The following is a 22,234-nucleotide window of genomic DNA, read 5'->3' on the forward strand; positions in this document are numbered from 1 at the left end:
TAGTTAGGTGATAATATGATAGAATCTCAAATGTTAAAAGGCGTTATAGAAGGAGTTATCCTTCATATTATAAAAAATAATGAAACCTACGGATATGAAATTGTAGAAGAGCTGAAACGCAGTGGTTTTTATACTATGACTGAGGGAACAGTCTACCCAATTTTGACCAGACTTACAAAAAAAGGTTATATTTTAGGTGGCTACAAAAAATCAGAAATAGGTCCCAAAAGAAAATATTATTATATTACAGCAAAGGGTAGAGAATATCTAACAAATTTTTATGTAAACTATGAGGAACTTAACCAAGCAGTTTATAAGGTAATAGAAAAGGGGAACAAATGAGAGTAGATAAGATGATAGGCAATTCCAAGCTAGATACTAGACGCAATATAAAAAGAAATGCAAAAAAGGGTGCCCTAGTTATAAATGGTGAGATTGTAAAAGATACATCAACTCAAGTTGACCCAAATGTTGATGAAGTTTACTACCTAGGTCAATATGTAGAATACTTTGAAAATATTTATATAATGATGAACAAACCAGCTGGAGTTTTATCAGCTACAGTAGATCAAGATGAAACTGTGATAGATTTGCTAGATGATTTTTACCAAATGCTTGACTTATCTATAGCTGGTAGGCTTGATAAAGATACAACAGGGCTTTTGCTTTTATCAACTGATGGAAAATTTGTACACACTATTACTAGTCCAAACTCAAATATAGAAAAAACTTATGAAGTAGACACACGTGATCCTATAGATGAATCTTTTATAGAAGCATTTAAAGAAGGTGTGGAAATAAAAGAAGAAGGCTATATAGCCCGTCCTGCCAAACTTGAAATAATAGATGAGAAAAAAGCAATCGTAAAAGTTACCGAGGGCAAATTTCACTTGGTAAAAAGATTATTTTCAAATCTAGGCAATGAAGTAGTAGGGTTAAAACGCATAGCCATAGGAAATTTAGAATTAGATCCATTTTTAGCAGAAGGATCTTATAGAGAGTTACATGAGGAGGAGCTAAGTCTTTTCCCCAATTAAGATGCATAAATAAGGAGGGTTATATGTATCAAAAATATATAAAAAATATTCTGGATTTTTTATTAGCCTTAATACTACTAATCCTTCTTAGTCCCTTATTTTTGATAATAGCAATCATTTCAAAAATAGAAGAACCAGATGGGACAGTTTACTTTAAGCAAGAAAGGGCCGGTATGTACAATATGCCTTTTTTATGTTATAAGTTTAGGTCTATGAAAATGACTGCTCCAAAAAACGCTTCTACATGGGAGTTAGAACATCCAGAAGAATTCATAACTCCTTTAGGAAAATTTTTAAGAAAAACATCTTTAGATGAGCTTCCTCAATTAATAAATATTTTAAGAGGAGAAATGAGCTTTGTAGGTCCTAGACCAGTTATTTTAAAAGAAAAAGAACTTTTAGATTTAAGAGCAGCAAATGGAGCATACGTTGCAAAACCAGGTATAACTGGACTTTCTCAGATATCTGGCAGGGATAATCTATCTCCGAAATTAAAAGCTGAGACAGATGGCAAATATGCGGAAAATATTAGTTTCATCAATGATTTAAAAATTCTTTTGATGACCATACCAAAGGTTTTGTCAAGTGAAGGAGTAACTGAAGGCAAACAAAACTTCTAGACTAAAGTTTTAAGGAAAATATTTGCAATCCTTGACAAATTATGTTAAAGTATGGGTGTAATAATATGAGTGATGAGAACGAGCCAAGTAAATATTTTAGGGGCTCGTTTATATATTATTGGGAGGATATATGCCAAACGAAAGTATTTTCGAAGAACTATATAAAAATCCTGTCATTATGGCTATAAAAAATAACAAAGATTTTAATAAGTGCCTGGAAAGTGAAAATAAAATAGTATTTGTACTTTATGGAAACCTTGAAACTATTCCAGTCATCGTTAAAAAATTAAAGGCTAATGGTAAGATTGTAATAGTTCACGAAGATCTTATCGAGGGTCTATCTAGCTCAACTTTTTCAGCAAGTTTTATAAAGAAATATACTGAAGCAGACGGGATTATCTCTACAAAACCTGCAAACGTTATTTACGCTAGAAAACTTGGGCTTTTTGCAGTTTTAAGATTTTTTGTATTTGATAGCATGAGCTATGAAAATATGAAACAGACTATAAAAGATATAAACTGCGATGTCATAGAAATTCTACCTGGCATAATGCCAAATATGATAGCAAATATAAAAAAACGAACTAATAACCCAATTGTAGCTGGTGGTCTAATATCTTCAAAAGAAGAGGTCATGGCTGCTATAAATTCTGGAGCGCTTGCAATCTCATCATCAAATTATAATGTATGGCAAATGTAGGAGGATAATATGAAAGATTACATTATGGCCTTAGATGCTGGTACAACCAGTAACAGAGCGATTATTTTTAACAAAAAAGGTGAAATTATTTCTGTTGCACAAAAAGAGTTTACCCAACATTTTCCAAAACCAGGTTGGGTAGAGCATGATCCATCAGAAATCTGGTCAACTCAACTTGGAGTTTGTACAGAAGCTATGGCAAAAGAAAATATTGATGCTTCTGAAATTGCTGGTATTGGTATTACCAACCAACGTGAAACAACCATAGTTTGGGAAAAAGAAACAGGCCGTCCTGTATATAATGCAATCGTTTGGCAATGTCGTCGTACAGCTGATATGGCTGATAAACTTGTAGAAGATGGCTATGGCAAAATGATTAAAGAAAAAACTGGTCTTGTAGTTGACCCATATTTTTCAGGTACAAAAATTAGATGGATTTTAGATAATATTGAAAATGGTCAGCAAAGAGCAGAAAATGGCGAATTATTATTCGGTACAGTTGATACATGGTTAGTATATAACCTAACTCGTGGTGAAGTTCACATAACAGATTATACAAACGCATCAAGAACTATGCTTTATAATATCCATACTTTAGAATGGGATGATGAGCTTCTAGAAATGTTAAATATTCCAAAGTGCATGCTACCAGATGTAAAACCATCTTCCTACGTTTATGGTGAAACAAGCGATAGATTATTTGGCTCACCAATTCCTATAGCAGGTATTGCAGGTGACCAACAAGCAGCACTATTTGGACAAACATGCTTTAATGCAGGTGAAGCAAAAAATACTTACGGAACAGGTGCCTTCCTACTTATGAACACAGGAGAAGAAGCGGTAAGAAGTGATAATGGGCTTATTACTACAATTGCTTGGGGACTAGAAGAAGGAAAAGTAAACTATGCCCTAGAAGGTTCAATTTTCGTAGCAGGATCTGCTATCCAATGGCTAAGAGATGAGCTTAGAATAGTAGATGCTTCAGATGATACAGAATATCTTGCAACAAAGGTAGATGATACAGATGGTTGCTATGTAGTTCCTGCCTTTACAGGGCTAGGCGCTCCATACTGGGACCCATATGCCCGTGGAACAATCGTTGGTATTACAAGAGGAACTAGCAAATACCATATCGTTCGTGCAACTTTAGAGTCCCTTGCATATTTAACAAATGACGTACTTTCAGCCATGTCTATAGATTCTGGAAATGAATTAAAAGAGCTAAAAGTAGACGGTGGGGCAAGCGCAAATAACTTCTTAATGCAATTTCAATCTGACATGATCCAAACAAGTGTAGAAAGACCAAAAACATTAGAAACAACAGCCCTAGGTGCAGCGTACTTAGCAGGTCTTGCAGTAGATTACTTTACAAGCTTAGATGAAATTATTGAAAATCGTCAAGTTGATAAAGTCTTTACTCCAGAGATTTCTAGAGAAGAAAGAGATAAAAAAGACTATAACTGGCAAAAAGCAATTTCAAGATCAGTGGACTGGGCGAAGGATTTGAAGTAGAATAATAATATATAACAAAATAGTTTAGAGAAAAGAGTTACTTTGACAGATATAGGCGTACTTTACCCAAAAGTACCTAGCAAAGTAGCTCTTTTTTGTTTTATATAAAGGAGAAAATAATGAAAGACGTTGTTATAATTGGTGCAGGTGTCACAGGAGCATCTGTAGCTTATAATCTATCCAAATATGAGGGAGATTTTTTAGTAGTAGAAAAACACTCAGATGTTTGTGAAGAAACAAGTAAAGCAAACTCTGGTATCTGCCACGGTGGTTATGATGCTAAACCAGGCTCTATGAAAGCAAAAATGAATGTGGAAGGTAATCACATGATGGAAGCTCTATCAAAAGAATTAGACTTTCCATACCATAGAATCGGTACCTTAGTTTTATGCCACAAGGAAGAAGATTTTGATAAATTACAAGCCCTATACGACCAAGGTATAGAAAATGGCGTTGGCGGTATGAAAATTATCTACAATGAAGAAATACTAGAAATGGAACCAAATGTAGAAAAAGATGTATATGCCGCTTTACTTTGTGAGGAAGCTGGCATTGTAGATCCATTTTTAATGAATATTTCCTATGCAGAAGGCTCAAACTTAAATGGAGTAGACTATAAATTTAATACAGAAATTACTGGTATAGAAAAAATCGATGACCATTACGTATTAACAACTCAAAATGGTGAAACAATCGAAACACGTTCAGTAGTAAATGCAGCAGGTTTATACTCCGATGCCATCCATGATGCTATTATGCATGATGATAAATTTGAAATAAGAGCCCGCCGTGGAGAATATTTACTTTTAGATAAGGCAACTCGTGGTTTTGTAAGCCATGTGTTATTTAACTTACCAACAGAAAAAGGAAAGGGAATCCTAGTTACTCCTACAATCGATGGCAATACTTTAATCGGCCCTACATCTGACTTTGTAGATGATAAGGCAGATTTAGTAACTACTCAAAAAAGAATAGAAGAAGTGATAGAAAAAGTAGAAGATACAGTAGAAAATGTTCCAGTTCGCCAAGTAATTACTTCATTTTCTGGAAACAGAGCTCATGAAAGTGGTGGAGACTTTATCCTAGAAGAAAGTCAAAAAGGTTTTTTTGACTGTGTAGGTATCGAATCCCCAGGCCTTACCTCAGCACCAGCAATTGGAAAATATATGGCAAATTTAGTAAAAGAATCCCTAGACTTAGCAGATAATAAAGCATTTAAAGCAGGTAGAAACCCTATCCCAAAAACAAGTGAGATGAGTACAGAAGCTCACAATGAACTTATAAAAGAAAATCCGCTTTACGGAAAAATCATCTGTAGATGCGAAAAAGTAACAGAAGGCGAAATTGTAGATGCCATCCATAGTCCACTAGGTGCAACAACAGTAGATGGTATAAAAAGACGTGTTCGTGCAACAGCAGGTAGGTGCCAAGGAGGCTTTTGTTTACCATCAATAATAGAAATTTTGGCCCGTGAACTGGGAGTAGATGAAGAAGAAATTACCAAAAAAGGTAACAATTCTTATTACATTGAAAAAAGAGCTAAGTAAGGAGAGATAAATGCGCGATTATGATTTAGTAATAATAGGGGGAGGCCCTGCAGGACTTTCCGCAGCAGTAAAAGCCTATGATGAGGGAGTAGAAAATATCCTAGTTGTAGAACGTGATGATAAACTAGGTGGGATTTTAAACCAATGTATCCATAATGGTTTTGGCCTTCAAAGATTTAAAGAAGAATTAGCTGGCCCAGAATATGCCCAAAGATTTATAAAAGAAGCTAGGGCTCGTGATATCGACATAATGATGAATACAATTGTCTTAGAACTACGCGAAGATAAAACAGTTTTACTTATGAATGAAGAAAACGGCATGTTTGAAATAAAACCAAAAGCAGTTATCCTAGCTATGGGTTGCCGCGAAAGACCAAGAGGAGCGCTAAATACACCAGGTAGCAGACCAGCAGGAGTTTATAGTGCAGGAACAGCCCAAAAACTTGTAAATATAGATGGATATTTGCCAGGTAAAAAAGTTGTCATCCTTGGATCAGGTGATATAGGTTTAATAATGGCCCGTCGTATGACCCTTGAGGGAGCAAAAGTAGAATGTGTTGCAGAAATAATGCCATTTTCAGGAGGATTAAAAAGAAATATAGTCCAATGCCTCCACGATTATGACATCCCACTTTACTACTCAACAACTATTTCCGGTATAAAAGGAACAGATAGGGTAGAAGGAGTTTACCTATCAAAAGTGGATGAACATATGAAAGTAATCGAAGGCACAGAAAAATTTGTAGAATGCGATACAGTTTTACTATCCGTAGGCCTCCTACCAGAAAATGAACTAAGCCAAGAGGCAAACATCAAACTAGATAGAAAAACAAAGGGTGCCTATGTTTCAGATAAGCTTATGACAAGCATTGATGGAGTATTTGCCGCAGGAAATGTTCTTCATGTTCATGATTTAGTAGACTTTGTATCAGAAGAAAGCGAACAAGCAGCAGTAAACGCAGCAAAATATATCAAAGGCGACTTTAGCACGACTGGAGAAAATAAAATAGATATAACAGCAGGAGATGGCGTATCTTACACCATGCCCCAATACATTGACTATGAAAATATGGATGATTCAATCATAGTTAAATTTAGGGTAAATAACGTATATCCATCCAGAAAACTTGCTATCTATGCAGATGATAAGTGTATAGTAGAAAGAAAGAAAAAAGTCCTAGCGCCAGGAGAAATGGAACTACTAAGACTTAAAAAAGAAGATATAGATCCAGATACCAAACAAATCACAGTAAAATTGGAGGAAATATGAAAAAACAATTTACCTGCATAAACTGCCCCATGGGTTGCCAAGTAGTAGTAACCATGGATGGGGAAGAGATAACAAATATAGAAGGCAATAACTGCAAACGTGGTCAAAACTACGTAAGAGATGAAGTGAAAAATCCAAAAAGAATGGTAACTTCAACAGTAAAAGTAACAGATTCAAAAGCCTACAGCGTCCCAGTAAAAACAGAAACTGCTATCCCAAAAGGCCTTATATTTGACTGCATGAAAGAAATAAACAAGGCAGAAATAAAAGCTCCAGTTCATATAGGAGATGTAGTTATAGCAAATGTTCTAGATACAGGAGTAAATATAATTGCCACTGATGAGAGGGCATAAGAGATGACCAAGTTATAAAGCTTGGTCTTTTTTTATATTTTATTTTATTCAGTGAATATATAAATTAACGTTGAATTTTAAAAAAAAGAGTCTATAATAAAAAAAGAGAAAGTAAATTAATAAGGATTTCAAATGAAAAAAAATAATAATTTAAAATGCTACACAGTACCACTAGCATTGGGTTTAGGATTAGTCTTAACTCCAAATAATGCTCATGCCGATGATACACTTATTTTAAGTAACGAAGTCGTAACATCAGATACAACTCAAGTAGATGAAAGCAAAGTAACTTCTGAAAGCTCAAATGGTGCCTCAGAACAAACAACTGATCAAGAGCCTGCATTTGCAATTGATAATACAGAATTAAAAGAAGATTTAGTAGACACAAATAATCAGTTACATGAAAATGAAAATAGTATTTTACCAAGTGATGAGAAGTCTTTAGATACTCAAAATGAAGCTGATAAAAATATAGAGTATTTAAATTCAGTAATTGATAATAAAAATGAAAGTGATGAAAATCTTTCTGATACCAGCTAAGCACAGTCTGATGCTAACGCAGATTCAACAAACAATTTAAAAACTAAAAATATAAGTGTATTTGCATTAAGTCCAGCAGCAAATACAGATAATTCTACAACTCCATCAGAAAATATAAATACAGATTTAAAAGATTATACAGATATTCAAAAAAGAGAAAAAGTTTATGACGATCCAAATGAAGGGTTAAAATACGGTAATATCCAATATAAAAGCTACGATTCTGAAAATAAAGAATTAAATTTAGTGACTGAAGTATATGCATCAAGAAAACCGGGTAATTGGAAAAAGAGTAACAACGACCCTGATGCGGGTACTATAAATCTTACATTCAGAAATCCTGATTTTGCGTCAAAAATTGAGAAGATAGTAATTACCGGCAATAATGGTCAAGAGCACGAATTTACAGCCGAAGAAGCAAATAAAGCAAATTGGCAATTTAATATTGATAATCTTGGAAATATTGAAGGAAATACCGAATACGCATATCCTGTTAAAATAAAATTAAAAGAAGACATGGCAGATAATTACAAAAATACTTTAATGGAGATGGTATGGATTAATAAAGAATCAAAGTATGATCCATATTCAAAAGCAACCACAACATTTGATGATAGTGGTTTTGATACCTCTAAGCCAATCACTGATAAAAATGAATGGGTAAATGAAAGCAATCCAGTTGTTGGAAGAGTGATTTATGATAAGGGAAATAATTCCTTTAAAACTGTTCATGCGTTAACACCTAATAAAGATTTGTCAGACCCTTCATTTGAAAATTCTACTATATATTTAACAGATTATGTGCCAAAAGAATTAGTTCCTTATCTATACAATAACGTAAAAGCATATAGATCTATATATAATGGTGATATGGAACCTGAAAATAATAATAGAGTTTATAACATTCCTTTAAATGAGGACGGTTCAGCATCTACAAAATCAAATCCAATAATTGGAGAAAGTGCCGAAATAGACGCTTCTAGAAATGAATTAAATTTAAAATCAGAAAGTGACTTAGGTCTATTACATGCAGATACTATTGCTGGTAAAACTTATCCTATTGAATATACTTTCGAATATAAAATCAAAGATGAAAGCCTAGCAGCTTTTAATAATGAACTTAGAAAACTAACAAGTGCTGGAAAAGCAAATGTATATAGTGAACAAGAAATAATAACAAAAGAAAGCAAAGAAAATGGTGAAAGTGCTAGTGTTATTAATAACTCTAGACATTTTATGGCTTTTCCAATTATTAAACAAAAAGAAATTTTAGACAGTGGATTTATCAAATTTAGTGATGATGGAAAAAGGCTAAATACTATCTACGAAGTAATTAACGATAGGACTGGTGAAAAACACATAATAGCAACTGATGAGAATGGAAAATATGTGTTTAAAAACACAGAAGAGATAGATAGCAATAAATTAAATCACAATGATAAATTTATAGATAGCTCTGATCTTTTATATTATGCAGGATTTATTCCAAATAATCCTATTGAATTTAATGATTTAAAAGAAAATGATACATTTACTATAAATGAGCTTAGGAGCGAATCAAATTTAAATCATAATCTTGAAAGCTTTAAATATAAATTAGAAACACCAGAAGGTAAAGACTATCAAATAAGAACCTTTACGGATGCAGAAGGTAATCCTTTAAATATAGCTAATACTGAAGAAATTGAAAATATTGACAAACAGATAGATAAATTAAAAGAAAAACAAAATCAAGTTAAAAGACTTAGAGATTTGTACAATTTACTGAACCTAGATGTAGTAAAAGAGGGCATGATGCCTATTAATGTTTATGAGTTTGAAAACAAATGGCTTAGTACAATCTATGAGCAAAATGTTTCCAAAGATAGATTAAAGATGTATCAGGGAGCCCTAGGTAAAGAAATTGAAGAAATAGATCTTAAAAAGGAACCTAGCGAAAATTATTATGATGATGTTACTTATGCTCCATACTCTGAATTCATAGACTATACTTATCCTGATTTTCAAAATTACTTAAGTGATGAAAAGGATACTTACGGTGTCTTCCAACTAACTACAACTGATTCAGAGGATAATAACGAAGTTATAGAGTTTATAGTATATTATCCGCAGCAATATGTTTATGACGAAGTAAGTGGTAGCTGGCAAGAATATCAAAATCAGGTTCCTAAAAACATCGATAATTTAAAGGGTCTTTATGAAGGCGAAAATAAGACTATATCATTGGTAATACCTCTAGAAGAGTATCAAAACTTCTCACCTGACTATAAATCAATTATGCTAAACATGCTTAATCGACCTGATGATAATCGTGATAATTATGAAGACTCTGATTTACGTCAAGAGTTAGGCAAATCTGATATCACTCAAGATCAGCTTAGCAAATTTATTAGAAAAGATACATTAGAAGGCTTATCAAATGATTATTTATTAAATATTGCAAACAATTTTAGTGATTTTGTAAAAGAAGGAGTTAAAACTACTACAGATTTAGCGGTAAATGAAACTAACAGAATAGTTGAACAACCTGATAAGACAATATTTTTACAAGCTATTGACTTTATCAGAAGTGATTTTGAAAGCAATTATGACAACTTGGTTAACGAATATGGAAGATTTGAGGGAACTTATAAATATTTTGATACACTAAATGACAGAGTAAACAAAGCTTTGGAAGAGCCTATAGAAAATTATACAGGTATGAATGAAGATCAATATAAGCAATACATCAAGAAATACCTTCACAAGTTATTGGAAGAGGATTCTTCCACTATTGGATATTCTAATGCATTAGATGATGATGCTATTTGGTGGGGTGATTATTATGGTAGCCCTGAGAATGGTCAAACATCTGACATAGTTTTTGGACTTTATACCAAATACCATGATGAAATATCAAACTTTTTATTTAAAGACCCATATCAAAAAGAAATAGATGAACTTGAAAAATCTAAAGTTAAACTATACAAAGTTGTTAACGAAAAAATGATTTTTGTGACAGATACTTTTGATAAAGCTGATAGCGATAAAGAGATATACATTGGAAAATCTTCTGAGATATATGATAAGGTTAGCTATGATAAATTTAATGTAGGGTCTAACTATGAATTTAAGGGTTATATTGTAGATAAACAAACAGGTAAAGTTATAAAAGAGTTTGAACCCATTTCTCACAAGATAACACAACAAGATGTACGTAACGGAGAAGTTACCTTAAAATACGTATTTGATAGTAGCCATTACGAAGATGGTGATGAGTTCGTTATTTTTTATGAAGTTTATGAAAATGGAAAACTGGTTGCAGTAGAAGAGGATATCAATAATGCTGGACAAACTTTTAAAGTTAGGAAAAAAAATCAGCCACAACCTCAACCTAACCATCCAATTGTCGTAGAAGAAAGTTACATTCCTTGGGAGGAATTAATACCTGCTAAGGAAATAATTCCATGGGTTGAATTAACCCCAGCAAAAGAAATAATTCCATGGATTGAATTAACCCCAGCAAAAGAAGTTATTGGATGGATTGATTTAGTACCTGCAGAAAAAATAAATGAAATCCCACTCACTCCTCTAATTCCTGCAGAAAAAACAACAACAACTAAAGAAAGTATACCATTAGTAGATTTAATACCTGCACAAGAAAGTACAGATTCCGAAACTGATAATAATCCAGAAAAAATTATTGTCCCTAGTAGAGCGTTTAAAAATAAGACTTCTATAGCTATGTCATCTACAGTTAAGTCTAATCCAAAAACTGGTATTACAGGATTAAATTCTGTATTTGCTATATTAGCTACTTCTATTGCTGGCCTATTTAAAACTAAAAAAAGAAATTAATTAAACAAAAAAATCCCTTGCACTAAGCAAGGGACTTTTTTATTTATTCTTCTTCCTTTTCTTCTATCTCTTCTTTAGAAGTTTCTTTCATTTCTTTTATTAGTTCATTAACTCTTTGTTTATTTAGTCTTGATAAACCGTTTCTTTCTGTATCGTACATATCATCTAGAGGCTTTTTGCCTAGTTCATCTTCCATTACTTCTAGGACTCTTGGTTTACAAAATTGTCCTTGACAAAAGCCCATGCCTGCTCTGGTCCTACGTTTTATTGCATCTAGAGTTTCTACTGGTATGCCGCGGTTCATGGCATCTCTGATTGTTTTTTCACTGACTTGTTCACACCTACAAACAATCCTATCTGGATCGCCAAGTGGTAGGTCTAGGCGGTCTTTGATTTTATTCATATCTTCTAGTTCTTTGTACTCAATGATTGGCTCTCTGTTTGGGTTATAGTCTGGGTCTTCTTCTAGATTTAATCCGGATTCTTTTAGGATGCTTTCTACAATTTTTGCTATCTCTGGGCTTGCGGTGATTCCTGGTGATTGGATACCTACTACATTTATAAAGCCAGCTACATTTGATTCTTCGATGATAAAATCGTGGGTAGAGCTTGCTGGACGCAATCCAGTAAATGATCTGATAAATTCTCTTAGGTTTATTACATCATCTTTTACAGATTTTTGAGCTTCTTCGTAGATATATATAAGCCTATCTTCGTGGGTTGATAGATCGATTTCATCTTCATCTATGGCATCTGGTCCTAAAAGCAAGTTGTTGTGGTAGGTCCTTGTTGCAAGAATGCCTTTGGATTTTTCTGTTGGTACTTGGAAAAGTACATTGTTTAATCTTTTGCCTGTTCCTTTTTGGAAAATTAAATATTCTCCGCTTCTAGGGTGGATATCAAAATCTGTTTCAGCTATCATTTCTGAAACTATGGCTCCTTCTAGGCCTGAGGCATTTACTACATATTTTGCTTCTAACTCTTTGCCATCTTCTGTTTTTACTACAAAGTGGTCATTATCTTTTGCTATATCACAAACTCTGGAGTTTAAAAATAAATCTGCACCATTGGCAACGGCATTTTCTGTAAGAGCTACTACATATTCATAAGGTGAGCAAACTCCAGCTCCCTTACACCATAGGGCTGCTATAGCATCATCTGAAACATTTGGCTCAATTTCGCGTAACTTTTCTTGATCAATTATTTCCATATCTGGCAGACCGTTTTCTATACCCATGTCATAAAGCTTTTCCAAAGTCTTTATTTCATCTTCTTCAAAGGCTAAGACTAAGGAGCCATTAGCTACAAAACCAAAATGTAATTCATCTTCTAATTCCTCAAACTGGGTACGGCCTGGATAGCAAATCCTGCCGCGCAGTTCATCATGGGGCTCTGCATAACCTCCGTGGATGATAGCAGAGTTTGCTTTACTAGCTCCCATACTGACATCATTTGCTTTTTCTACGATGGCTATATCAAGTTTATATCTGGATAGGCGACGGGCGATGGATGCGCCAGAAACTCCCGCACCTATTACTAAAACATCATACATACTTTCCTTCTTTCTATCTTTGTATAAAAAGACAAAGAGCAAGTATAAAGTTATACTTGCTCTTACTCATTTGTTATTTATTATTTATATAATTATTATATTACAAATGATAAAATTTTCAATAAAATTTAAAATACGATATTGTATAAAACTACTGCCAATAGACCACCTATAATAGGTCCAACAATTGGTATCCATGCATAGTCCCACATAGCATCAACTTTTTTCCTAAATGGCAATATTTGATACATAATTCTAGGCCCTAGGTCACGGGCAGGATTTATAGCATAACCTGTAAGTCCCCCTAGAGACATACCAATTGAAACGATTAGACCATACACAAAAATTTTATCCAAACCAACAGTGCCAGCACCATCAACATTTCCAAAACCTAAAATAGCAAAAACTAAAACAAAAGTACCGACGATTTCAGATAATAAATTTCTCCAAGTATTTCTAATGGATGGAGCTGTACAAAAACATCCTTTAACTATTGCAGGATCTTCATCACATGTATCATCAAAATGATCTTTAAATAGTAGGTAAACTAAAAGTGCTCCAAGCATAGCACCAAGTATTTGTGCTCCGATGTAATAAGGAACGGTGTTCCAACCAATATCACCCTTATAAGCAAGTGCAATAGTTAAAGCTGGATTAAAGTGGGCGCCACTCATAGCTCCAAAAATGGCTGCAGGAATCATAACTGCAAGACCCCAAGCAATAGTGATTTGTACTGGTCCCCCTCCGTACATCCCAGATTTACGGGTCAAAACATTGGCTACCACACCATCACCCAATAAAATTAGCAAGAAAGTTCCTACTAATTCTGCCACAAAAATATCTCTCATAATAACCTCCTGATTTTAAAAAGAAAAAGTCAGTAGCAAAACTATATTACTATTTAATTTTGTTAAATAGGTAAACCTTTTCTCAGATAAGTATAGCATCTTTGTTATTTATTTGCAATGACTTTTGCAAACATTTCTTTTAAAATTTATTCAATCAAATATAAATGATAAATTAAACTTATAACTTTTAAATTATATAAAGAAATAAGTTAAAAATTTGTTATTTATAGACAAAATAGGCTATATGTATTAAAATTAAGGCATAAAGTAATATTTTTTGGGAGGAAGAGATGAAAATTAAAAACTTTATGTCAGTTGCGGCAGCTCTTTCATTATCTTTAGTTCTAGCTTCATGTGGGGCAAATACAGATGATGCTAATAAGGAAACAGCTACTGATAGTGAAACAAAAGTAGAAGAAACAGTGGATGAGACAGCTGATAAAGCAGAAGAAACAGAAGAAAATACAGCTGATGCTCCAGAAGAAGAAAAAGATGAAGAAGAAACAGCAGCTAATCCAACAGGTGAAGAAGTTAGCCTAACAATGGTAACAGACTTTGGTGGAGTAAATGATAAATCATTTAACCAATCAGCTTATGAAGGATTACAAAAAGCTGAAGAAGATGGAGCAGCTACATTCGATTATATCGAAAGCCACAAAGAAGCAGACTTTGTGCCAAACTTAGAATCAGCTCTTGATTCAGAATCAGACTTAATTCTTACAGTAGGATATGCACTATTCCCAGCTACAGATGAAGCTGCAGAAGAAAACCCAGAACAAAACTATGTTATCATTGACAATGCAAACGAAAATGATAGAGAAAATTTATTAGGTGTTACATTTGCTGACCACCAAAACTCATTCTTAGTAGGATACATTGCAGGTATGCAATCTGAAACAAATAACGTAGGATTTGTTGGTGGTATCAAAGGTGTAATCGTAGATAGATTTGAATACGGTTTTAGAGCAGGTGTTGAACAAGCAGCACGTGAAAAAGGTGAACCAATCACAGTTCAAGTTCAATACGCAAATAGCTTTGATGATCAAGCAGCAGGAAAAAATATTGCTGATAGAATGTACCAAGAAGGTGCAGATGTAATCTTCCACGCAGCAGGCGGTGTAGGAATCGGTGTTATCGAAGCAGCAAAAGAAAATGACAAATGGGTTATCGGTGTAGACCGTGACCAACAAGATGAAGCTCCAGATAACATGCTAGTTTCAACTGTAAAAGGTGTAGGCGATGCAGTAAGACAAATTATTGACGAATACGCTCAAGGAAACTTTGAAGGTGGAGAACAAACATTTACTTTAGCTGATGGTGATGCAGTAACAATTGCATATGCAGATAATGGTATTGTTGGCCAAGTAATTAAAGATAAAGTAGAAGAAATTAAACAAGACATCATCGATGGCAAAATTGAAGTTCCAGAAAACGAAGAACAAGCTATCGAACAAGAATGGATTGAAAAATAATTTTAAAATTTAAGACCTCATTTTGGGGTCTTTTTATTTGCGAAAAATCCTACTACAAAACTTAGATTTATGATATTATTATGTATATACACTAAAAAAGCGAGGATATTATGGATAAACATTTTAATGAAAATCCTGTAGTATCTATGAGAAATATTAGCAAGTCTTTCGGAGATAAAAAAGTATTATCAAATGTAGATTTTGACCTACATAAATCCGAAGTGCATGCTTTGCTTGGAGAAAATGGTGCTGGTAAGACAACACTTATGAATATTTTGTATGGGATGTTTCCACCAAGCGATGGAACTATAACTATCAATGGTAAAACATATACAAGTATGACTCCAAAAATGGCCATAGATGCAGGTATTGGGATGGTTCACCAACATTTTATGTTAATAGAGCCTCTTACAGTTACAGAAAATATAATTCTAGGTTATGAAGAAGATACTGGCCTATTTTTAGATAGGAAGACAGCTAGAGAGAAAATTGAAAATTTATCTAAAGAATATAGACTAATGATAGATCCAGATGCAAGAGTAGAAGATATTACAGTTGGTCAACAACAAAGAGTAGAAATTTTAAAGGCTCTTTATAGGGGAGCAGATATATTAATATTTGATGAGCCAACTGCAGTTTTAACTCCCCAAGAAATTAACGAATTTATTGAAATTATAAATAAACTTACAACCATGGATAAGTCCATAATAATTATCACCCATAAGCTTGCTGAAATCAAAGCTATGGCTGATCACTGTACAATTATTAGACGTGGAGAATATATTGATAAACTAAAAGTAAAAGAAGTTGATGAAAATATATTAGCTGAAAAAATGGTAGGTCGTAATGTTAGCTTTAATGTAGATAAAAAGATTCAGCAAACAGGTGGAGTTGTTCTGAAAGTAGAAGACCTTTGGGCCAAAGATCGCCGTGGTGTAGATATCTTGAAAGGGCTTGATTTAGAACTACGAGCTGGAGAAATTTTGGGAATTGCTGGTGTAGATGGTAATGGTCAAACAGAATTGATTGATTGTTTAACTGGTATGGCAAAGTCAAATAGAGGAACAATTACTCTAAATGGCAAAGATATTACTAACACATCCCCAAGAAATATCCTAGATACTGGTATGAATTCTATCCCAGAAGATAGGCAAAAAAGAGGTCTTGTTTTAGAATATCCTATAAAAGATAATCTAATTTTAGAAAATGTGCAAAAAGAGCCTTTTTCTACAAGAGGTAAGTTAAACTTTAAAAACATTGAAGAAAATGCTAGAACACTAGTAGAAAAATTTGATGTTAGACCAAATGATATCAATGAAAAGGCAGTTGCCCTATCTGGTGGTAACCAGCAAAAGGTAATCATTGCAAGAGAAATATCAAATAATCCAGATGTTTTAATTGCAGCTCAACCAACAAGGGGGCTAGATGTAGGTGCTATAGAATTTATCCACCAATATTTAGTAGAACTTAGAAACCAAAATAAGGCTGTTTTATTAATCAGCTTTGAGCTAGATGAGGTAATGGATTTATCAGATAGAATTCTTGTAATCTATGATGGGCAAATAGTTGGTGAAAAAGATCCTAAGAAAACTGATGAATTTGAACTAGGAAGACTAATGGCAGGTGCAAAATGACAGAAAATACAAATCAAGTACAAGCTAAAAGAAAACTTGCACGTGGCAATTCCAAGCTATTATTTACCATAATTTCCATTTTATTAGGGTTTTTAGTAGGTGCAATTGTTCTTTTAATATCAGGTTATGATCCGATAGAAGGTTACCAAGCTCTTTTCCAAGGTGTATTTAAAACTCCTAGAAATATAGGATGGGCAATTGTTACCTCAACTCCAATTATTTTAACAGGTCTTGGTGTTTGCTTTGCTTTTCAAACCGGACTATTTAATATGGGAGCTGAAGGCCAATTTATAATTGGTACTATTGTTGGATTTTTAGTTGGTTATAAATTGCCACTTCCACCAATTATCCATCCAATTGTTGCAATTATTTTAGGAATGCTAGCAGGAGCCTTATATGGAGCCTTGGCAGGATTTATTAAAGCACGTTTTGGTATCCATGAAGTAATTTCAACTATCATGTTAAACTGGATAGCATTTTACTTTCAAAACTTTATAGGCTATGCCAACCAGCAGCCAAACTCTATGGCTTCTTTTGATGTATTAGATAGTGCTAAGATAAATATATTTGATAAGGCAACAGTAAAAACTTTTGGACCATTTTTCAAAAAGTTTTTTAAAGCACCTATCCATTATGGAACAGTCCTTGCGATTATTGCAGTAATTGTAGTTTGGTATATTTTAAAAAAAACTGTTTTAGGTTATGAGTTAAAGGCAGTAGGTCTAAACCGTGAGGCCAGTGAATACGGTGGTATTGATTCTGGTAAAAAAATTGTCCAATCAATGGCAATTTCTGGAGCAATTTGTGCCCTGGCTGGGGTTACACAAATACTAGGTTTTACCTATGCACTTTCAATAGTATCTGCTATGGATAACTATGGTTTTGATGGACTTGCTGTTTCACTTTTAGCTGGAAATAATCCAATAGGAGTAATATTCTCAGGTTTGTTTTTTGGATCTTTAAAATATGCAGGAAGCAATATACAAAGAGTAATGGGTGTTCCAACAGAAATTATAAACATTATTATAGGAACTATCATCCTATTTACAGCTGTACCTCTAGTATTTAGAATTATTCGTGCAAAAAGTAAAAATAGAAAAACTGCTAAAAAATTAGCCCAACAAGAACAATCTCCAGTATTGGTAAGTGAAGAAACACCTTTAGAAACTAAAGATAAGAAAGTAGTCAAAAAGGAAGAAGTCAATATTGATGGAAAAACTATTGACCAAGATAAAAGTATAGAAAATATTGCGAATAAAAGTCATGTAAAAAATGACCTTCCACCAAATATAATAAATGAAACTGGGGAAGATATTATTGTAAGAACTGTAGAAAGTGAGGAGGAGTAAGATGAATTTAGTAATGCTCGCTTTAATAATCGGAAATACTTTTTCAAATGCTGCCCCAGTACTTTTTGCAGGTCTTGGAGGTATGATTAGTGAAAAATCTGGTGTTGTAAATATCGGTCTTGAAGGAATGATGACCATAGGAGCCTTAGTTGGAGCAACTGTTGGATACAAGCTAGGAAATCCTTGGCTAGCATTTTTGGCTGGGGGACTTGCTGGAGCTTTTTTTGGTCTAATCCATGCCTTTGTTTCAATTTCATTAGGTGGGGACCAAACTATATCTGGTATTGCCTTAAATACTCTAGGACCTGGTTTATCTTTATTTTTAGCAAGATTATTTTTTGATGGAGCTAGCCAAACTCCATCTATACCTTTAGAAAATAAAATTCCAAGATTATTTAGAGGAACTAGTAACCAAGCTATCCTAAATATTTTTGGTCAATATGCAACAGTCTATATTGCCCTAATAATGGTAGCTCTTCTTTATCTTTTTCTTTATAAAACTAAATGGGGACTTAGAGTTATTGCAGTAGGAGAGCACCCAAAAGCTGCCGAAACTTTAAATATATCAGTTAAAAAAGTGCGCTACTGGTCTGTAATCTTTTCTGGATTTATGGCAGGCCTTGGAGGAGCAAGTATGTCTCTTGCAGTAGTAAGTAGCTTCTCCCAATCACTTATAGCAGGTCAAGGTTATATTGCCCTTGTAACTGTAATATTTGGTAACTGGAAACCACAAGGTGTACTTATAGGATCACTATTCTTTGGTCTTGCCCAATCAATAGCAACCTACCTTGGAGGATCAACGGTAAATATACCAATAGAATTTATATCTATGATTCCATATGTAGCTACATTATTAATCCTAATAATATTCCAAAGAAGGTCAAAGGCGCCAAAGGCATCCGGTAAACCTTATTTAACTATAGATAATATATAAATAATGAAGATATAAGCCCTTAATAGGGTTTATATTTTTGTCTAAAAGTTGTATATTATAATATATAGCTTTAAAAGGAGCAAGTATGAATTGTACTAATTGCGGTGCAAAAGTAGATGACAGTGCAAGATTTTGTCCTGTATGTGGCCATAAACTAAAATCAGATGGAAATAATAATTTTAATAAGACCACAAATGTGGATAAACCGAGTGTAGAAAAATCTACTTATGAATCGATTAAACAGAGTGAAAATTTAATAGAAGATAATAAAAAATCTGATCATCCTACAAATAAAAATAGTAGGTTAATGAGGTTTGTAAGTTCTTTTACAAACAAAAAAAATCCAAAGGATAAAGATATCAATCACAAAGGTGAGGATATTGCTGAAGAAATTTTTGATAATGACAATAATTATAGTCATCTAAATCAAAAAATTGAGCCTCAAAAAGCTTATACTAGTGATATCCCACCATCTTATTATGGATATAACCCTGTAGATGATAGGAAGAGAAAAGAACTTAGAAATCCTGGTTTGAGAAACGATAATCCTACTGATTATGTTCAAAACAAAGTTTTAAATAGTAGAAATGAAAAAGATCCAAAGACTTCTGATGAAAATATTAACCCAAAGCAATTAGAAAATGAGAGTAATCTTTCTGCTCAAAAGCGCATTGCTCAAAACTTAGCAAAAGCACATGGTTATACAAATGTAGAAAATGAGAAAGCTAGTGAGCCTAAAAATCAGAAAGTTTCTTATGATGACATACCAAATGAATTTGTAGAAGCAAGGATTGCTAGGCAAATAAATGGTGGCGTACCTAAACTAGCTAATAATAAGCCAGTGAACGATTTTTATGAAACTACTGGCAGGACCAATGCAGCTAATAGACCAATAGCAGAAGAAAAACCAGAAGTTACTAGCTATGAGCCAGCAGCCAATAATGATGATAATCTTATAAAAGAAAACCAAGAAGTAAAAGAAGATACTATTAAAAAAGAAAAAGAACCTTTCAAATTTAAACCTATTTATCTTTTACCTTTATTAATCATAGCTCTTGCTCTGGCTGGCGTATATTTTTTAAAAAATCGTAAGGCGCCAGAAGTAGAAGTAGATCTTAGCGAATATATAGATGTAACTTATAACGGAGATGATGGAGCAGCTAGTCCAAGCGCAATATTAAATACATCAAAATTATTAGCAGATCATGGAAATGATATAGCCTATGTAAATAAAGATAGGAAAGATGACCAATATTCATCACCAGCCAACCAATTTGTAGAAGATTTAGAAAAAAGCACTACCTTCCAATTTAGTAAGGATAGTAACCTCTCAAATGGTGAAGAAATCACAGTCGTAGCGAATGTTTCTGATAGTTCAATAATGGATGATTACAATGTAATGTTTACAAATACTATAAAATCAGTAATTGTAGACAATCTAATCACCCAAGAATATGTAGACGCTTTTGAATATCTGGATGTAAAATTTGAGGGAGAAAGTCCAAATATTACTCTTTCAGCAAACTTTAGAGAAGATGCTCCAGAATATTTACAAAATATAGAAATAGTCCCAAGTAAAACTAGTCAATTATCTAGTGGAGAAGAAGTGAACATTAGCCTAAACTACGATGAAGAAGAATTATTTAATTCCTATGGAGTAAGGCTTGATCCAACTGATAAAACTTTCACAGCTCCAGGAGAAGCAACAAATGATAGCGAAGAAGCTAGTGAAGAGACACCAGCTGCTGGAGATTTAGAAGGTGGATATATTTCTACAATTGATAATCTAAATGAAGAGTTATTAGGTACTTTAAAATACAATGCAGGCCAATTAATTAGAGAAACATTTGGTGGTAGATCATTTACAGAAATAAGTGATATAAATTACTTAGGTGCTATCACAGGTTCAGATGCAAGTGCGGATTTAAAAAATAGAGTAATGCTCATCTATGAAGTAAAAGCAAATGAAGATTATGAAAGTCGTTATAAAAATCAATTTACCTACTACACTTTTGTAGAATATCAAAATGTAAAAGATAATAAGGAAGGTGATGGTAAATTTTATCAAGAAGGACCTATCACGACAGATAACGAAATCTTCCATAAATTTTTTGTAGAAGATGATTATACCTATTATGAAATCCCATATTATGGTTTTGCTTTCTTAGAAGAAGTAATCACAAGAGCAAATAATGCCCTTTCAGGACTAAACGTTGAAGATTCTATATCAGTAGATGTTTCAAAATATTTTGCAAAATCTGATGGAGTCTCCGGAGAATATCAAGGCAATGGAACAAGGTTGTCATTAAAGGATGATGGGACTTTAAGATATAAATTAGATCAAAGAGTTCATACAGGAAAATGGCAAGAAAACGGATCAGATGTGACCCTTACTATAGAGGGAGTAAATGTCGATACACCAATCAATGCGAAATTTGAAAATGGAGCATTAAACGTAGCAGAACAAGGTGAGATGGCAGGACAAACATTTAATAAAATGGAATCTTATTAAGGATAAAGTCGATAAGGTAAAACTTGTCGACTTTATTTTTTTATAAAATATTAAAATTGAGCAAAAAAAACCAATTTTTAAAAGTCACATAAAACAAAAAAAGATTTCTCCACTCCGCTTCGCTACGGTCGAAATGGCAATGAGGGTGCTTAAATTTATTTATAAAGCATTCTTATAAACTAATATTATTTTGTATACAATAAAAATATAAAAGAAAGCAAACTTAATCCAAAGAAAAACACTGCATTGTCATCTCGACCACATAAAAGCCCATTGATTTTGGGCTTTTATGCCGAAAACGTAGTGCGATAGCACGAAGGAGCTTCGAAAGAAGCGAGTTTTCGTGCGTAGCGCACGGAGAGATCTATATAAGAGTCAGACATCCTTAATTGTAATTATTATATTAAATATTAAGATTAATAAAAATAATAATTAAAGTTCAAAAGTCACATAAAACAAAAAAAGATTTCTCTATTGCGCTTTGCTCCAGTCGGAATGACAATGGGGGCTTAATTAT

The 22,234-nt window shown here is 33.3% G+C and carries 16 protein-coding genes and 1 pseudogene; 15 read left to right on the forward strand and 2 right to left on the reverse strand.

Annotated features, from left to right (window positions below; translation table 11 throughout):
- Window positions 1-15: 15 nt before the first annotated feature.
- From ACCQ40_RS07675 to ACCQ40_RS07720, 10 genes are all read left to right on the forward strand, one after another.
- Complete coding sequence (locus ACCQ40_RS07675; RefSeq protein ID WP_410033267.1) at window positions 16-342, forward strand: PadR family transcriptional regulator; 327 nt, start codon at window positions 16-18, stop codon at window positions 340-342.
- A complete protein-coding gene (locus tag ACCQ40_RS07680) occupies window positions 339-1,037 on the forward strand; it encodes a pseudouridine synthase (RefSeq protein WP_410033268.1) in 699 nt (232 codons plus the stop codon). Before ACCQ40_RS07675 ends, ACCQ40_RS07680 begins: the two co-directional genes overlap by 4 nt.
- Before the next feature lie 23 nt (window positions 1,038-1,060).
- Window positions 1,061-1,657 (forward strand): sugar transferase, encoded by a 597-nt coding sequence (locus ACCQ40_RS07685; RefSeq protein WP_394011129.1) that lies wholly within the window; start codon window positions 1,061-1,063, stop codon window positions 1,655-1,657.
- A gap of 130 nt (window positions 1,658-1,787) precedes the next feature.
- Window positions 1,788-2,357 (forward strand): glycerol-3-phosphate responsive antiterminator, encoded by a 570-nt coding sequence (locus ACCQ40_RS07690; RefSeq protein WP_410033269.1) that lies wholly within the window; start codon window positions 1,788-1,790, stop codon window positions 2,355-2,357.
- Window positions 2,358-2,366: 9 nt separating this feature from the next.
- Entirely contained in the window at window positions 2,367-3,869 is a 1,503-nt protein-coding gene (gene glpK / locus ACCQ40_RS07695) for a glycerol kinase GlpK (protein ID WP_394011131.1), read from the forward strand.
- A gap of 119 nt (window positions 3,870-3,988) precedes the next feature.
- Window positions 3,989-5,416 (forward strand): NAD(P)/FAD-dependent oxidoreductase, encoded by a 1,428-nt coding sequence (locus tag ACCQ40_RS07700; RefSeq protein WP_410033270.1) that lies wholly within the window; start codon window positions 3,989-3,991, stop codon window positions 5,414-5,416.
- 10 nt (window positions 5,417-5,426) lie between these two features.
- Window positions 5,427-6,686, forward strand: coding sequence for an NAD(P)/FAD-dependent oxidoreductase (locus ACCQ40_RS07705; RefSeq protein WP_394011133.1), 1,260 nt, complete (start codon window positions 5,427-5,429; stop codon window positions 6,684-6,686).
- Window positions 6,683-7,039, forward strand: a complete 357-nt coding sequence (locus tag ACCQ40_RS07710) for a DUF1667 domain-containing protein (protein WP_394011134.1) — start codon at window positions 6,683-6,685, stop codon at window positions 7,037-7,039. The genes ACCQ40_RS07705 and ACCQ40_RS07710 overlap by 4 nt, the downstream gene beginning before the upstream one ends.
- 132 nt (window positions 7,040-7,171) lie before the next feature.
- Entirely contained in the window at window positions 7,172-7,579 is a 408-nt protein-coding gene (locus ACCQ40_RS07715; RefSeq protein WP_410033271.1) for a hypothetical protein, read from the forward strand.
- Between the two features lie 246 nt (window positions 7,580-7,825).
- Window positions 7,826-11,416: a VaFE repeat-containing surface-anchored protein gene (locus ACCQ40_RS07720; RefSeq protein ID WP_410033272.1), complete on the forward strand. Its 3,591-nt coding sequence runs from the start codon at window positions 7,826-7,828 to the stop codon at window positions 11,414-11,416.
- A 43-nt stretch (window positions 11,417-11,459) separates the two neighbouring features.
- Here the strand turns inward: ACCQ40_RS07720 and ACCQ40_RS07725 are convergent, their stop codons facing one another.
- Both ACCQ40_RS07725 and ACCQ40_RS07730 read right to left on the reverse strand, forming a co-directional pair.
- Window positions 11,460-12,968, reverse strand: a complete 1,509-nt coding sequence (locus ACCQ40_RS07725) for an NAD(P)/FAD-dependent oxidoreductase (RefSeq protein ID WP_410033273.1) — start codon at window positions 12,966-12,968, stop codon at window positions 11,460-11,462.
- 128 nt (window positions 12,969-13,096) lie between these two features.
- Window positions 13,097-13,816, reverse strand: a complete 720-nt coding sequence (locus ACCQ40_RS07730; protein WP_410033274.1) for an MIP/aquaporin family protein — start codon at window positions 13,814-13,816, stop codon at window positions 13,097-13,099.
- 290 nt (window positions 13,817-14,106) lie between these two features.
- Here ACCQ40_RS07730 and ACCQ40_RS07735 point away from each other — a divergent pair, with 290 nt between their 5' ends.
- From ACCQ40_RS07735 to ACCQ40_RS07755, 5 genes and pseudogenes are all read left to right on the forward strand, one after another.
- Complete coding sequence (locus ACCQ40_RS07735; protein WP_410033275.1) at window positions 14,107-15,288, forward strand: BMP family lipoprotein; 1,182 nt, start codon at window positions 14,107-14,109, stop codon at window positions 15,286-15,288.
- Window positions 15,289-15,398: 110 nt separating this feature from the next.
- Window positions 15,399-16,922 carry an ABC transporter ATP-binding protein gene (locus ACCQ40_RS07740; RefSeq protein WP_410033276.1) on the forward strand — a complete coding sequence of 508 codons (1,524 nt, stop codon included), beginning with the start codon at window positions 15,399-15,401 and terminating at the stop codon, window positions 16,920-16,922.
- Window positions 16,919-18,031: pseudogene (locus tag ACCQ40_RS07745) on the forward strand (ABC transporter permease); the annotation flags it as partial. The gene ACCQ40_RS07740 and the pseudogene ACCQ40_RS07745, both read left to right, overlap by 4 nt.
- Window positions 18,032-18,272: 241 nt before the next feature.
- Window positions 18,273-19,205 (forward strand): ABC transporter permease, encoded by a 933-nt coding sequence (locus ACCQ40_RS07750; protein ID WP_394011140.1) that lies wholly within the window; start codon window positions 18,273-18,275, stop codon window positions 19,203-19,205.
- Window positions 19,206-19,290: 85 nt separating this feature from the next.
- Entirely contained in the window at window positions 19,291-21,717 is a 2,427-nt protein-coding gene (locus ACCQ40_RS07755) for a zinc ribbon domain-containing protein (protein WP_410033277.1), read from the forward strand.
- The last annotated feature ends 517 nt before the right edge of the window (window positions 21,718-22,234 follow it).

Origin of the sequence: Anaerococcus cruorum (assembly GCF_046365495.1) — a bacterium.
Taxonomy (GTDB): Bacteria; Bacillota; Clostridia; order Tissierellales; family Peptoniphilaceae; genus Anaerococcus; species Anaerococcus cruorum.

What these genes read in the sequence shown, in the direction of transcription:
- glpK (WP_394011131.1), top strand. Translation starts at nt 2,367, where the DNA reads ATGAAAGATTACATTATGGCCTTAGATGCTGGTACAACCAGTAACAGA.
- ACCQ40_RS07735 (WP_410033275.1), top strand. Translation starts at nt 14,107, where the DNA reads ATGAAAATTAAAAACTTTATGTCAGTTGCGGCAGCTCTTTCATTATCT.
- ACCQ40_RS07725 (WP_410033273.1), bottom strand. Translation starts at nt 12,968, where the DNA reads ATGTATGATGTTTTAGTAATAGGTGCGGGAGTTTCTGGCGCATCCATC.
- ACCQ40_RS07685 (WP_394011129.1), top strand. Translation starts at nt 1,061, where the DNA reads ATGTATCAAAAATATATAAAAAATATTCTGGATTTTTTATTAGCCTTA.
- ACCQ40_RS07680 (WP_410033268.1), top strand. Translation starts at nt 339, where the DNA reads ATGAGAGTAGATAAGATGATAGGCAATTCCAAGCTAGATACTAGACGC.
- ACCQ40_RS07690 (WP_410033269.1), top strand. Translation starts at nt 1,788, where the DNA reads ATGCCAAACGAAAGTATTTTCGAAGAACTATATAAAAATCCTGTCATT.
- ACCQ40_RS07755 (WP_410033277.1), top strand. Translation starts at nt 19,291, where the DNA reads ATGAATTGTACTAATTGCGGTGCAAAAGTAGATGACAGTGCAAGATTT.
- ACCQ40_RS07715 (WP_410033271.1), top strand. Translation starts at nt 7,172, where the DNA reads ATGAAAAAAAATAATAATTTAAAATGCTACACAGTACCACTAGCATTG.
- ACCQ40_RS07700 (WP_410033270.1), top strand. Translation starts at nt 3,989, where the DNA reads ATGAAAGACGTTGTTATAATTGGTGCAGGTGTCACAGGAGCATCTGTA.
- ACCQ40_RS07675 (WP_410033267.1), top strand. Translation starts at nt 16, where the DNA reads ATGATAGAATCTCAAATGTTAAAAGGCGTTATAGAAGGAGTTATCCTT.
- ACCQ40_RS07750 (WP_394011140.1), top strand. Translation starts at nt 18,273, where the DNA reads ATGAATTTAGTAATGCTCGCTTTAATAATCGGAAATACTTTTTCAAAT.
- ACCQ40_RS07740 (WP_410033276.1), top strand. Translation starts at nt 15,399, where the DNA reads ATGGATAAACATTTTAATGAAAATCCTGTAGTATCTATGAGAAATATT.
- ACCQ40_RS07710 (WP_394011134.1), top strand. Translation starts at nt 6,683, where the DNA reads ATGAAAAAACAATTTACCTGCATAAACTGCCCCATGGGTTGCCAAGTA.
- ACCQ40_RS07705 (WP_394011133.1), top strand. Translation starts at nt 5,427, where the DNA reads ATGCGCGATTATGATTTAGTAATAATAGGGGGAGGCCCTGCAGGACTT.
- ACCQ40_RS07730 (WP_410033274.1), bottom strand. Translation starts at nt 13,816, where the DNA reads ATGAGAGATATTTTTGTGGCAGAATTAGTAGGAACTTTCTTGCTAATT.